At 64.7% G+C, this 13,649-nt stretch carries 11 protein-coding genes; 8 read left to right on the forward strand and 3 right to left on the reverse strand.

Annotation, left to right across the window (positions count from 1 at the left end):
- Positions 1 to 8: 8 nt before the first annotated feature.
- Complete coding sequence (locus FHW64_RS19555; protein WP_184529289.1) at positions 9 to 1,868, reverse strand: M48 family metalloprotease; 1,860 nt, start codon at positions 1,866 to 1,868, stop codon at positions 9 to 11.
- A 35-nt stretch (positions 1,869 to 1,903) separates the two neighbouring features.
- Here FHW64_RS19555 and FHW64_RS19560 point away from each other — a divergent pair, with 35 nt between their 5' ends.
- A complete protein-coding gene (locus tag FHW64_RS19560) occupies positions 1,904 to 2,140 on the forward strand; it encodes a DUF1653 domain-containing protein (RefSeq protein WP_184529291.1) in 237 nt (78 codons plus the stop codon).
- Positions 2,141 to 2,195: 55 nt separating this feature from the next.
- Here the strand turns inward: FHW64_RS19560 and purN are convergent, their stop codons facing one another.
- On the reverse strand, positions 2,196 to 2,786 hold the full coding sequence (gene purN / locus FHW64_RS19565; RefSeq protein ID WP_184529293.1) for a phosphoribosylglycinamide formyltransferase: 591 nt from the start codon (positions 2,784 to 2,786) through the stop codon (positions 2,196 to 2,198).
- Between the two features lie 143 nt (positions 2,787 to 2,929).
- Here purN and FHW64_RS19570 point away from each other — a divergent pair, with 143 nt between their 5' ends.
- The 3 genes from FHW64_RS19570 to FHW64_RS19580 all read left to right on the forward strand — a co-directional run bounded on the left by FHW64_RS19570 (position 2,930) and on the right by FHW64_RS19580 (position 6,716).
- Positions 2,930 to 4,111: an acyl-CoA dehydrogenase family protein gene (locus tag FHW64_RS19570; protein ID WP_184529295.1), complete on the forward strand. Its 1,182-nt coding sequence runs from the start codon at positions 2,930 to 2,932 to the stop codon at positions 4,109 to 4,111.
- Between the two features lie 24 nt (positions 4,112 to 4,135).
- A complete protein-coding gene (locus FHW64_RS19575) occupies positions 4,136 to 5,251 on the forward strand; it encodes an acyl-CoA dehydrogenase family protein (RefSeq protein ID WP_184529297.1) in 1,116 nt (371 codons plus the stop codon).
- Positions 5,252 to 5,336: 85 nt separating this feature from the next.
- The gene (locus tag FHW64_RS19580; RefSeq protein ID WP_184529299.1) at positions 5,337 to 6,716 is read left to right on the forward strand and encodes an alpha/beta fold hydrolase; all 1,380 of its coding nucleotides are present in this window, start codon (positions 5,337 to 5,339) and stop codon (positions 6,714 to 6,716) included.
- Between the two features lie 6 nt (positions 6,717 to 6,722).
- Here the strand turns inward: FHW64_RS19580 and FHW64_RS19585 are convergent, their stop codons facing one another.
- Positions 6,723 to 7,280: an HNH endonuclease gene (locus tag FHW64_RS19585; RefSeq protein ID WP_184529301.1), complete on the reverse strand. Its 558-nt coding sequence runs from the start codon at positions 7,278 to 7,280 to the stop codon at positions 6,723 to 6,725.
- A 162-nt stretch (positions 7,281 to 7,442) separates the two neighbouring features.
- Between FHW64_RS19585 and FHW64_RS19590 the strand changes: the two genes are divergently transcribed.
- The 4 genes from FHW64_RS19590 to FHW64_RS19605 all read left to right on the forward strand — a co-directional run bounded on the left by FHW64_RS19590 (position 7,443) and on the right by FHW64_RS19605 (position 13,646).
- Positions 7,443 to 8,480 (forward strand): bifunctional riboflavin kinase/FAD synthetase, encoded by a 1,038-nt coding sequence (locus FHW64_RS19590; RefSeq protein WP_184529303.1) that lies wholly within the window; start codon positions 7,443 to 7,445, stop codon positions 8,478 to 8,480.
- Positions 8,481 to 8,590: 110 nt separating this feature from the next.
- Positions 8,591 to 11,434: an isoleucine--tRNA ligase gene (gene ileS, locus FHW64_RS19595; RefSeq protein WP_184529305.1), complete on the forward strand. Its 2,844-nt coding sequence runs from the start codon at positions 8,591 to 8,593 to the stop codon at positions 11,432 to 11,434.
- A complete protein-coding gene (gene lspA, locus FHW64_RS19600) occupies positions 11,434 to 11,934 on the forward strand; it encodes a signal peptidase II (protein WP_184529307.1) in 501 nt (166 codons plus the stop codon). Before ileS ends, lspA begins: the two co-directional genes overlap by 1 nt.
- Positions 11,935 to 11,987: 53 nt before the next feature.
- Positions 11,988 to 13,646, forward strand: coding sequence for a Na/Pi cotransporter family protein (locus FHW64_RS19605; protein ID WP_184529309.1), 1,659 nt, complete (start codon positions 11,988 to 11,990; stop codon positions 13,644 to 13,646).
- The last annotated feature ends 3 nt before the right edge of the window (positions 13,647 to 13,649 follow it).

The following is a 13,649-nucleotide window of genomic DNA, read 5'->3' on the forward strand; positions in this document are numbered from 1 at the left end:
CATCGGCCTCAGTTTGAGGAGCGCGTCCAGATCGCTCCAAAAGCATGCCTCTCGATCTCGGCGAGCGTGGGCGAATGCCCCGCCCACAAGACCAGGGCCGCGCCGGGCAGCGAAAGCGTCTGTTCGAGTTCACGGCAAAGGCTCCAACGCTCGTCGTCGGTGAGCCCCGGCAGTTCAAGGAACACGATGTAAGCCCGCCGCCACGGAAATTCCCGAAGGTTCTTGCGTACCACCCATGCGCGAGCGACCGCGCTCGCGCGCACGAGATCCGATCGCAGCTCGCCGAGCTCAAAGTCGCTCAGGTCATGGCGTGCGATCTGGGTGAAGGACGGGGTCGCCGTCATTTCTTCCCAGGCCCGTTGCTCGGCGGCCTCTGCCGTCTTCGCCCGCTCGCGCCAGAGCTTGAGAGCGCGCTCGTCGTGCGCCCCCGCATCGGGGTCCTCGAGTATCGAAACGGCGGTCTTGGCGGCCCACCACTGGCTGGCGTTGCTGGACTCGTGCAGGCGCTCGAGCATGGCGAGACGCGGCGCACGGTCGCGCGCGGGCAGCACCTGCGCTAGGCCGCGCAAGGCACCGGGGTGATTCGGCGTGATTTCGAGCGCCCGCTCATACAGCGCGCGAACTTCGGCTTTGGTATCGAGTCGCCGGGCGCAATCAGCCCATTCGACCATTTCCTCGGCGTTGTTGCGGCCAGCACTCGCAGTCAGCGCTGCCACACGCTCCCGCACGCGCACCAGGTAGGCGTGATGCTGCTTCCAGTCGCTTGCATGACCGCTGCACCATTCGGCGTCGAAATGCGCGATCCACTTGGGCGCATCGTCGAGGAGCGCCAGCGCCGATTTGGACGACCACGAAGGCACGACGGATTTCTCGTCCAACGCTTCCAGCCGGTCGCGCAAGACGGGGTGGGTGTCGTCGACGTCGCTGATGCTGCGCAGCGCGCCGCGCAATGCCGACCGAGCAAACTCCTCGTCGATCGGAGCACAAAACTTCGGCGCCAGGGAAGAAAACGGCCCCACCGGCACCGGCTCATCGATCGCACGGGCCCAGTGGCCGGGCCAGAACCGGTCCGCATACCAGTCGCTCTTGATCGAAATTTCCTTGAGCGCTGCGGCCACCACGCGCGTCCCGAGCAGGCGCGCTGCAACGCGGTCGGCCTCGTATTCGTCCTGCCGCGCCAATGCAAAGGTCTTTGCAGCGAAGCGCGGGAAATACCAGCGGAAGAACGCCTGCGACGCAAAAGCCATCAGGCCCTCGTCACGCTGGAAGTTGGCATCGAGCTTGAGCCACGAAAGGCGCGTCCGGTAAATCCAGGCGCTCAACTTTCCATGGTTGCCTCGCAAATGGCCGTACTCGTGCGCCAGCACGGACACCAGGCGGCGGCGGTCCAACGCCATGAGGAGCGGCAGCCCCACGTTGAGATAGTTGATCGCCCCTCCGAACAGGCCGTAGCGCGGCAGCTGGCGGATGCTGGCGTTGAAATCGCTGTCGAGATAAACGCGATGAACCGGAGGACCATCGATCCGCTGGCGGATGCGGTCGAGCGTTTCGAAAAGACCGGGCGCGTCCTCGCGCCGCAATTCCACGCCTTCCGGCTCTTCCAGCCGGACCCACAGCGCGCGCAGGGTGGCCCACAGCAGGCCGAGCGCAAAAAGGACCAGCCATCCGCGCGTGAAGGTGAAGCGCCCCCCCTGCCCCAACCCGCCGATGACCCAGGCGATGATGCCGACCGCGAGCGCCAGGCAGGCGATAACCCACAGGTATCCGAGGGCGGCGAAAAAGGCGACGCCTCGCCGGTAACCGAGGCTGTCGTCGGCGCTGGCATGCTCGCTCAGCCGCACCAGATGTACAAAATCCGCCCGATTCATCCTGACCTTTCAGCCCTTCGAAGGAGTGCCCCCGCTTGTCAGACGCCAGCCTTCCCCCATTGCTCGAAACCCCACCCGGTCGCTACCGCCACTACAAGGGCGGCGAATACGAAGTGCTCGGCACAGTCCGCCACAGCGAGACGCTGGAGTCGATGACGCTGTACCGCGCCCTATACGGCGAAGGCGGACTCTGGGTTCGCCCGGCCGCCATGTTCGGCGAGACCGTGGACGTGGACGGAGTGAGCCTCCAACGCTTCGTCAGGATCGACTAGACGAGAAGCAGGCAACGACCTCCTCCACCCACGCGCGCGCCAGGAGGGGATTGTGTCAGTTTGTTTCGATGCGCTGGAGCCACTCAGATATCGCCCTAGGGTAAACCCTGTGTTCTTGAGCCAACACCCGCGCGGCCAAGTCGTCCGGAGTGTCATCGGGCAATACAGGCACCGCAGCTTGCGCAAGGATCGGCCCGTGATCGAGTTCGGTGGTCACTTCATGCACCGTCACGCCGGCCACCCGGCAACCCGCCTCGATCGCACGCCGGTGCGTGTTCAGCCCCGGAAAGGCGGGCAACAACGACGGATGGATGTTGATGAGCCTGCCGGCGTAGCGCGTCACGAACCATGGTGTCAGGATTCGCATGAATCCCGCAAGAACCACGAGCGCCGGCGTGTGAGCATCGACCTCCCTGGCCAAGGCAGCGTCGAATTCCTCGCGACCTGCGAAATCCTTGTGCGGAACCACGGCCGTCGAAATACTGTGCGCCCGGGCAATCGCGAGCCCGCCCGCATCGACCTTGTTGCTGATGACCGCGGCGACCCGCGCATCGAGGCGAGCCGCCCAGCGCTCGCTCTCGGCGGTCTTGACGATCGCTTCCATGTTGGAGCCGCCGCCGGAAATCAGGATCACAATGTTCTTCATGGGACGCGGGATTATCTGTGCTCGCTCGGGCCGCCCCGACTTGTCGCGGCGCGGACACCCCGAACTAGCACGACCGTGCTAAAACCGCCGATTCCGGAGACGCGCCGCCTTTCGCGGCGTTCGATCAACACAGAGAGGCACGCATGGATTTGAGCTTCACACCCGAAGAACAGAAGTTCCGCGAAGATATTCGCGCCTGGGTCAAAGAAAACCTCCCCGCCGAGATTTCGCACAAGGTGCACAACGCCCTCGAACTCACGCGCGACGATTTGCAGCGATGGGCCAAGATCCTGGGCAAGAAGGGCTGGCTGGGCTATGGCTGGCCCAAGGAATTCGGCGGCCCCGGCTGGACTGCGGTCGAAAAGCATCTCTTCGAGGAAGAAGCCGCTCTCGCAGGCGCGCCCCGCATCATTCCTTTCGGCCCGGTGATGGTCGCCCCGGTCATCATGGCCTACGGCAACGCCGAGCAGCACAAGCGCTTCCTCCCCGGCATCGCGAGCGGCGAAGTCTGGTGGAGCCAGGGCTACAGCGAGCCGGGTTCGGGCTCCGACCTGGCATCCGTCAAGACGAAGGCCGAGCGCAAGGGCGACAAGTACATCGTCAACGGCCAGAAGACCTGGACGACCCTCGGCCAATACGGCGAATGGATCTTCTGCCTGGTGCGCACCAGCAACGAAGGCAAGCCGCAGACCGGCATCAGTTTCCTGCTGGTCGACATGAAGTCGCCCGGTGTCACGGTGCGGCCGATCAAGCTGCTCGACGGCGGCCACGAGGTCAACGAAGTCTTCTTCGACAACGTCGAGGTGCCCGCTGAGAACCTCATCGGCGAAGAGAACAAGGGCTGGACCTACGCCAAGCACCTGCTCTCTCACGAGCGCACCAACATCGCGGACGTGAACCGCGCCAAGCGCGAGCTGGAGCGCCTCAAGCGCATCGCGAAGAGCGAAGGCGTCTGGGAAGACCAGCGCTTCCGCGACGAAATCGCCAAGCTTGAAGTCGACGTGGTCGCGCTCGAAATGCTGGTGCTGCGCGTCCTCTCGGCCGCGACCTCGGGCAAGAACTCGCTCGACATCGCCGGCCTGCTCAAGATCAAGGGCAGCGAGATCCAGCAACGCTATTCCGAACTGATGATGCTGGCCGGTGGCCCTTACTCGCTGCCACTGGTGCGCGAAGCCATGGAAGCCGGCTGGCAGGGCGACTTCCCTGGCGGTCATCCGCAGCTTGCACCGCTTTCGTCGACCTACTTCAACATGCGCAAGACCACCATCTACGGTGGCAGCAATGAAGTGCAACGCAACATCGTCGCGCAGACGGTCTTGGGCTGAACGCGGACTCACAAGGATCAAGCAATGGACTTCAATTTCAGCGACGACCAGCAACAGCTTCGCGACGCGGTCGCCAAGTGGGTCGAAAAGGGCTACGGCTTCGAACGTCGGCGGGCCACCGAAGCGGCCGGCGGCTTCTCGCGCGAGGCATGGGACGAACTGGCCGAACTCGGTCTGGGCGGCCTCTACATCCCCGAAGATGAAGGTGGCCTGGGCATGGGCCCCGTCGAAGGCATGGTCGTGATGGAAGAGCTCGGCCGCGGCATCGTGCTGGAGCCGCTCTCGCAATCCTTCATCGCAGGCGCTGTACTCGCAGCCCACGCCGATGAAGACACCAAGGACAACTGGCTGCCGCGCATCGCAGGCGGACAGGCGCTGGTGGTACTTGCCTACCAAGAGCGCAAGGCGCGCTACCGGCTCGACGTCTGCGAGGCCAGGGCCGCAAAGGCCGGCAACGGCTGGACCGTCAGCGGCACCAAGAGTCTGGTGCCCGCCGGGGACGAAGCGGACGCCTTCATCGTGCCGGCGCAAGTCGACGGCAAGATCGCCCTCTTCCTGGTCGAGCGCTCGGCCGACGGCGTCGCCGCTCGCGGCTACGGCACGCAGGATGGTAGCCGCGCCGCCGAAGTCGTCTTCGACAAGGCCGCGGCCACCCTCATCACGCAGGACGGCCTTCCCGAGCTCGAACGCGCGGTGGACATCGGCATCGCCGCCACTTGCGCCGAAGCGGTCGGCGTGATGGACAAGACGCTCGAGATCACCGTCGAATACATGAACACGCGCAAGCAGTTCGGCGTGGCGATCGCCACCTTCCAGGCCCTTCGCCATCGCGTGGCCGACATGAAGATGCAGCTCGAACTCGCCCGTTCGATGAGCTACTACGCCACGCTGAAGCTCAACGCACCCGCCGCCGAGCGCCGCCAGGCGCTGGCACGCGCCAAGTACCAGCTGGGCAATTCGATGCGCTTCGTCAGCCAGCAGTCCGTGCAGTTGCATGGCGGCATCGGCGTGACAGACGAATACATCGGGAGCCACTACTTCAAGAAGCTCACGCAACTCGAGATGACCTTCGGCGACAGCCTGCATCATCTGGGTGAAGTGTCGGCGCGCATGCAAGACCACGCAGGCGTCTTCGCCTGACAACCCGAACCCCTGCCGATCGCGACAGCATGCAACGCCCGCCAGCCCCAAGCTGGCGGGCGTTTTCTTTGGAAAGTCATTCAACATGCACACTCGCCGCCAACTGCTACTTCTGGGTTTCTCGACGACCATGCTCGCCGCCTGCACCACGCTGCCCTCCAGCAGCGAGCGTCCCCCCATCGTCTTCGTACACGGCAACGGCGATTCGGCCGCGCTGTGGCAGACGACGATCTGGCGCTTCGAATCCAATGGCTGGCCGCGCGACCGGCTCTTCGCGCTCGACCAGCCCTTTCCGCTGGCGCGTGACGACGACACCGTGGCGCAGCCCGGCCGAAGTTCCACCGCGGAGTCGATGGCCTTCCTGAAAGCGGAAGTGGAGCGCATGCTGAAGACGACCGGTGCGACGCAGGTGGTGCTGATCGGCAACTCGCGCGGCGGCAACGCGATCCGGAACTACATCCAGAACGGCGGAGGTGACCGTGTCGTGAGCCATGTCGTGCTCGGCGGCAATCCGGCGCACGGGATCTGGTCGATCAAGGGGCGGCAGGAGCGCAGTGAGTTCTCGGGGCTGAGCCCCTTCCTCCAGCAGCTCAATGCGCCGAAGAACGGGAATGGCGATGAAGTACCGTCCGGCGTGAAGTGGCTGACCCTGCGCTCCGACAAGAACGACAAGTACGCACAGCCCGACGGCATCTGGATCGGCATCAAGGGAACGCCCACCAACGTCGGCTTCGACGGCCCAGCACTCAAAGGCGCGACCAACGTGGTGCTGCCGCGCGTGGACCATCGGGAAACCTCGTTCTCGCCGGCCGCTTTCGACGCGACCTGGCGCTTTCTCACTGGCGAAGCGCCGCGCACGCTCAAGGTCGAGCCTGAAGCGCAGGTCACGCTGTCCGGCCGCGTCACCGGCCTTGGCCTCGATCCGGTGAAGCCGGACAGTGGCGCATTCAGCAACAACCTGCCCTTGGTTGGCGCTCGACTCGAAATCTTTGCCATCGACGCCTCCACCGGCGCGCGGAGCGGGCCTGCGGTCTGGCAGCAGACCATTTCTCAGGACGGCCGCTGGGGACCATTTCAAGGCCGGCCCGACACACGCTACGAATTCGTGCTGAGCGCGCCGGGCTACGCGACGACGCACATCTATCGCAGTCCGTTCCCCCGTTCTAGCAACGTGGTCCATCTGCGGCCGGAGCGCATCGCCGACACCGATCGCGATGCCAAGGCGCTGGTGACGTTCACGCGCCCGCGCGGCTACTTCGATGTGGAGCGCGACAGCTTGCGTTTCGACGGGCAAACCTTGCCACCTGGCGTACCGCCGACGGGTTCGGGGGTTTCGAGCTCGAAGATCAAGCTCGCCAGCGACGACGCCCGCACGGTTGAAGCCGAATTCAACGGGGAGAAGCTGGTCGGCCAGACATGGCCTGCGTCGCGCGGCGAAGTCAGCGTGCTCGAACTGACTTATTGAGCGTCGTTAGCCGTGCAGTCTGGAGGTCTGCGGCAGATGCGCCATCAGGAACTCCATCTGGTCGGCCAGAATGCGGCGATTGCGCAGGATGAAGTCTTCCCACAGGCTCGGAACGTAAGGCGTGTACAGAAGCGCCATGCCGGCTTGCTCCGGCGTGCGGCTGCTCTTGCGGTGATTGCAAGGCCGGCAAGCGGTCACGACGTTCATCCAGGTGTCGATGCCGTTCTGCGCAAACGGGATGATGTGCTCGCGGGTCAGCTCTTCCTCATGGAAGTGGCCGCCGCAATAGGCGCAGACATTCCGGTCCCGGGCAAACAGTTTGGCATTGGTGAGCCCCGGCCGCTGCATGAAGGGATTGATGCGCGGCACGCCCTTGGTGCCGATGATGCTGTTGACCGCAATTTGCGACTGCTGGCCTGTGATCGCGTTGTGTCCGCCCCTGAACACCGCCACCTGAGCGCCCACCTCCCACCGAACCTCGTCGGAGGCATAGTGGATCACCGCCTGTTCAAGCGAAATCCACGATTGGGGCAGCCCTTGGGCCGACAGCTTCAAGACCTTCACCACACGCTCCTCATTCGAAGGAAACACGGAAAGACCAAGACATGTCGCCCGCCGGAACGGCTTGCGCATGACGCAGTGCGTCACAATATACCGGCTTTGTGACAAAACGCGCTGTTGTGCCCATTCTGCGGGCTCGAAGTGCTATCAAAAAGATACCGACCGATGCAGATTTTCCGGGGTTTTCGGCATCCGGGGGTGGCTCCGGCCTGCGCCCTGACCATTGGCAACTTCGACGGTGTCCACCGCGGTCACCAGGCCATGCTCGGGCTGCTCAATGCCGAGGCCCGGGTTCGAGGGTTGCCGAGCTGTGTCCTGACGTTTGAACCGCATCCGCGCGACTACTTCGCGGCGGTGACCAAGCGGCCCGAACTGGCGCCGGCCCGCATCGGCACCTTGCGCGACAAGCTCGGCGAATTGGCCGCCTGCGGGGTCGGGCAGACCATCGTTCTTCCGTTCGACTCCCGGCTGGCTTCGCAATCGCCCGAAGATTTCATCCGCCACGTGCTCATCGAGGGTCTGGGCGCCAAGTACATCTTGGTCGGCGACGACTTTCGCTTCGGCGCCAAGCGCGCCGGCGACTACGACATGCTCGACCGCGCCGGAGAGCAGTCCGGCTTCGACGTGGCGCGGATGAACAGCTACGAGGTCCACGGACTGCGCGTGTCGAGTTCGGCCGTTCGCGAGGCGCTTGCCGAAGGACGAATGGCCCACGCCCAGGCCCTGCTCGGACGGCCGTATGCCATCTCGGGGCATGTGGTCCATGGCCGCAAGCTGGGCCGGGCGCTGGGTGCCTCCGCGCCGGGCCGCAACGACGGCTTCCGAACCCTCAATCTGCGCTTCAAGCACTGGAAGCCCGCTGCCAACGGCATCTTCGCGGTGCTGGTGCACGGCCTGACCGAGAAGCCGCTTCCGGGCGTCGCGAACCTCGGCGTGCGCCCTTCTCTCGACGCCAACGACGTCAACGGCGGCCGTGTGCTGCTCGAAACCCACTGCCTGGATTGGCCCAGCGAGCTCGGCTCCGAAGGGGCCTACGGTAAAATCGTCCGCGTGGAACTGCTGCACAAATTGCACGACGAATTGCGCTACACCAGCCTCGAGGCCCTCACGGCGGGCATCGCGAAGGACGGTCGCGACGCGCGTGCATTCTTTGCTTCCACCCACGCCGAGACCCATCGCCAGACCACGCGCGATCGAATTTAAAGCGGGACCTTCGCTTTCCGCCGCGTCCGGCCGAGCCTTGTCCCGCGAAGGCCGAACGCTTTTTCGATCCCTTCGCGCGTTGCACGGCAGCGCAGATTTCTGGAACTTCCATGGCTGACAACAAGACCGACGGCGGCACCGATTACCGCGCCACGCTGAACCTGCCCGACACCCCCTTCCCCATGCGCGGCGACCTGCCCAAGCGCGAGCCGGGCTGGGTCAAGGAGTGGGAAGAGCAAGGCATCTACCACCGCCTGCGCGACGCGCGCCACGGCGCCCCCAAGTTCATCCTGCACGACGGCCCGCCCTATGCCAATGGGCAGATCCACATGGGTCACGCGGTCAACAAGATCCTGAAGGACATGATCACCAAGGCGCGCCAGCTCGAAGGCTTCGACGCGCTCTACGTGCCCGGCTGGGATTGCCACGGCCTGCCGATCGAAAACGCGATCGAAAAGAAGTACGGCCGCAACCTGAGCCGTGACGAGATGCAGGCCAAGAGCCGCGCCTACGCGACCGAACAGATCGCGCAGCAGATGACCGACTTCCAGCGCCTCGGCGTGCTGGGCGAATGGGACCATCCCTACAAGACAATGGATTTCGCGAACGAGGCGGGCGAGATCCGCGCGTTCAAGCGCGTGATCGAACGCGGCTTCGTCTATCGCGGCCTGAAGCCGGTGTACTGGTGCTTCGACTGCGGCTCGTCGCTGGCCGAATTCGAAATCGAATACGCCGACAAGAAGTCGCAGACGCTCGACGTCGCCTTCAAGGCGCACGATCCGGCCAAGCTCGCCGCAGCCTTCGGCCTGCCCGCGCTGCACAAGGACGCCTTCGCCGTCATCTGGACCACCACCGCCTGGACGATCCCGGCCAACCAGGCGATCAACCTCAACCCCGAGCTCGAGTACTCGCTGGTCGACACCGAACGCGGCCTGCTCGTCCTCGCAAATTCGCTGGTCGAGATGTGCATGACGCGCTATGCGCTCGACGGCAAGGTGCTCGCGACCGTCAAGGGCGAGCGCCTCGGCGGCCTCGAGTTCGAGCATCCGCTGTATGACGTGGACGCGGGCTTCCGCCGCCTGTCGCCGGTCTACCTGGCCGATTACGCGACCGCGGACGACGGCACCGGCCTCGTCCACTCGTCGCCCGCCTACGGTGTGGAGGATTTCAACTCCTGCATCGCGCATGGCGTCAAGTACGACGACATCCTGAATCCGGTCCAGGGCAACGGCTCGTATGCGGCCGACTTCCCGCTCTTCGGCGGCCAGAACATCTGGAAGGCGGTGCCGGTCATCATTCACGCCCTGCGTGACGCCGGGCGCCTGATGACGACCGAGCAGATCACCCACAGCTACCCGCACTGCTGGCGCCACAAGACGCCGGTGATCTATCGCGCGGCTGCGCAGTGGTTCATCCGCATGGATGAAGGCGAAGGCGTCTTCACCAAGGACAAGGCGCAGAAATCGCTGCGCCAGACTGCGCTCGAAGCGATTGAAGAGACCAGCTTCTATCCCGAGAACGGCCGGGCGCGTCTGCACGACATGATCGCCAACCGGCCCGACTGGTGCATCAGCCGCCAACGCAGCTGGGGTGTGCCGATCCCGTTCTTCCTGCACAGGGATTCGGGCGAGCTGCACCCACGCACGATGGAGATCCTCGATCAGGCAGCCGACATCGTCGAAAAGGGCGGCATCGAAGCCTGGAGCCGCGTGACGGCCGAGGAGATCCTCGGCGCTACGGACGCGCCGCACTACACCAAGAGCACCGACATCCTGGAGGTCTGGTTCGATTCGGGCTCGACCTTCTCGCATGTGCTGCGCGGCACGCACCCGAACGTGCACCACGAGACCGGCCCCGAAGCCGATCTCTACCTCGAAGGCCATGACCAGCATCGCGGCTGGTTCCACTCGTCGCTGCTGCTCGCCTGCGCGCTCGAAGGCCGCGCGCCGTATCGCGGCCTGCTGACGCACGGCTTCACGGTCGACAGCCAGGGCCGCAAGATGAGCAAGTCGCTCGGCAACGGCATCGACCCGCAGGAAGTGAACAAGAAGCTCGGCGCCGAGATCACCCGCCTCTGGGTGGCAGCGAGCGACTATTCGGGCGACATCGCGGGCGACGACAAGATCCTTGCCCGCGTGGTCGATGCGTACCGACGCATCCGCAACACCCTGCGCTTCCTGCTCGCGAACACCAGCGACTTCGACATCAAGAAGGACGCCGTGCCGCTCGGCGAACTGCTCGAGATCGACCGCTATGCGCTCAGCCGCGCCGCGCAGTTCCAAGCCGAGATCCTCGCGCACTACAAGGTGTACGAGTTCCATCCGGTGGTCGCCAAGCTGCAGGTGTACTGCTCCGAAGACCTCGGCGCGTTCTACCTCGACGTCCTGAAGGACCGCCTCTACACCACCGCGCCTGGCTCGCGCGCGCGCCGCAGCGCACAGACCGCGCTCTGGCACATCACGCAGGCAATGCTGCGCTGGATGGCGCCTTTCCTGAGCTTCACCGCCGAAGAGGCGTGGAAGTTCTGCGGCGACGGCCAGTCGATCTTCGTACAGACCTACAGCGATCTCGGCACGGCCGACGACGCACTGCTCGCCAAGTGGAACCGCATCCGCGAGATCCGCGACGCGGTCAACAAGGAGATCGAGTCGGTGCGCGCGGAAGGCCAGGTCGGCTCTTCGCTGCAGGCCAACGTGACGATCACGGCGCAGGCCGACGACCACGCGCTGCTCGCATCGCTGGGCGACGACCTGAAGTTCGTCTTCATCACCTCGGCAGTTGCGCTGGCGACCGGCGACGCGCTCGCAGCCACCGTGATCGCGAGCAAAGCCACCAAGTGCGAGCGCTGCTGGCACTGGCGCGACGACGTCGGCCACGACCCGGCGCACCCGGCCATCTGCGGACGTTGCACCAGCAATCTGTACGGCGCGGGCGAAGCAAGGAACGTCGCCTGATGGCCCGCCGTTCCTCGGGCTCCCAGGGCCTCGGCATCTGGCCCTGGATCGGCCTTGCGCTGGTCATCGTCATCATCGACCAGTTCACCAAGACGCTGATCCTCGGCTACTACAAGTACGGTGACGCGACCTACGTCACCAGCTTCTTCAATGTGGTCCGGGCACACAACACCGGTGCCGCGTTCTCGTTCCTCGCGGGCGCGGACGGCTGGCAGCGCTGGTTCTTCATGGCGATCGGCATCGGGGCCGCGATCTTCATCATCTGGATGCTGAAGTCGCACGCGGGGCAGAAGCTCTTCTGCTTCTCGATGGCCGCCATCCTCGGCGGCGCGATCGGCAACGTGATCGATCGGATGATGCACGGCTACGTGGTCGACTTCCTCGACTTCCATCTGGCCGGCCGGCACTTTCCAGCCTTCAACGTGGCCGACAGCGCCATCACCATCGGCGCCATCTGCCTCATCCTTGATGAGCTAAGGCGCGTACGACGCGGCAAGTGAAGGCCTGATCCGGCACGCGATCGAAGTCGCGTGCTCTATAGTGTTTCTCTTCCATGAAGCACTTGTTGAATCTGCTCGCGGCGATCGCGCTGCTGGTGTGGGGCACCCATCTCGTTCGAACGGGGGTGCTGCGGGTCTTCGGCGCCAACCTGCGCAGGATCCTTGTGCACAGCATGCGCAACCGCTTCACGGCAGCGCTATCGGGGATCGGGGTCACCGCACTGGTGCAGTCGAGCACCGCCACCTCGCTCATGACCTCGTCATTCGTGGGCCAGGGGCTCGTCACGCTCCCTGCGGCGCTGGCGGTGATGCGCGGGGCGGACGTCGGCACGGCGTTGATGTCGGTGCTCTTCTCCGCCGACCTTTCATGGCTGTCGCCGCTCTTCATCTTCGTCGGCGTGGTGCTGTTCATCACTCGGTCGTCGAGCCCCGCGGGCCGAGTCGGGCGCGTGCTCATTGGCTTGGGACTGATGCTGCTGGCGCTGCAACTCGTCGTCGAAGCAACTGGGCCGCTCTTCGAGAGCCCGGCCATGCGCGCAGTGCTGGCCTCGATCAACAGCGATGTGCTGCTCGAAATCACCATCGGTGCGGCGCTCGCGATCCTGGCCTATTCGAGCCTCGCGATCGTGCTGCTGGTTGCGGCAATGGCCAGCTCGAACGTCGTGCCGCTCGATGTCGCATTGGGGCTGGTGCTTGGCGCCAATCTCGGCAGCGGGCTGCTCGCGGTGCTCACCACAGCGAAGTCATCAGTCGAGGTGCGGCGGGTGACAGTCGGCAACCTGATCTTCAAGCTGCTCGGCGTCGCGATCGCAGCGCCCTTCGTCGGGCTGTGGCTCCGCGAGGTCCGGCCGTATGTCAACGACGCCACGCAGTTTGTCGTGCTGTATCACCTCGCATTCAACGTCGTCATCAGCATCGGCTTCATCGGGCTCACGAATGTCGTGGCTGCGTGGGTCACGCGCCTCCTGCCGACGCCTGAAGAGCCCGCGGCGACGCGACGCCCGCAGCACCTCGATCCTTCGGCACTCTCGACGCCCACGTTGGCCATCTCGAATGCAGCCCGCGAAGCGCTGCACCAGGCAGACGTGGTCGAGACCATGCTGATCGGCATGCTCAATGTGATCCGCAACAACGATCTCAAGCTCGCGCAAGAGCTGCGCAATCTCGACGACACGGTGGACCAGCTCTATTCGGCCATCAAGTACTACCTGACCAAGATCTCGCGCGAGGCGCTGGGTGAGGAAGAAAGTCGCCGCTGGACCGACATCATCAGCTTCACGATCAACATGGAACAGATCGGCGACATCATCGAGCGGGTGATCATCGACATTGAGGACAAGAAGATCAAACCGCAGCGCAACTTCTCCGATGCCGGCATGCGCGAGATCGTCGAATTGCACGAACGGCTGGTCGCCAACCTGCGATTGAGCATGAGCGTTTTCCTCAACGGCAATGTGCGCGATGCGCAGCGGCTGCTCGAGGAAAAGGCGCGCTTTCGTGACCTCGAGCGCGCCTATGCGACGACGCACCTGGGCCGACTGACCGAGCAGACCGCGTCGAGTATCGAGACGAGCTCGCTGCACATCGACCTGATCAGCGAGCTCAAGCGCGTCAACTCGCATATCTGCTCGATCGCCTACCCGATCCTCGAATCGGCTGGCGCGCTGGCGCCGACCCGCGTGCGCGAGTCGCGGCTCAGCGAGCTTCGCTAACCC

This window comes from Variovorax sp. Sphag1AA (assembly GCF_014192575.1).
Lineage (GTDB): Bacteria > Pseudomonadota > Gammaproteobacteria > Burkholderiales > Burkholderiaceae_C > Variovorax.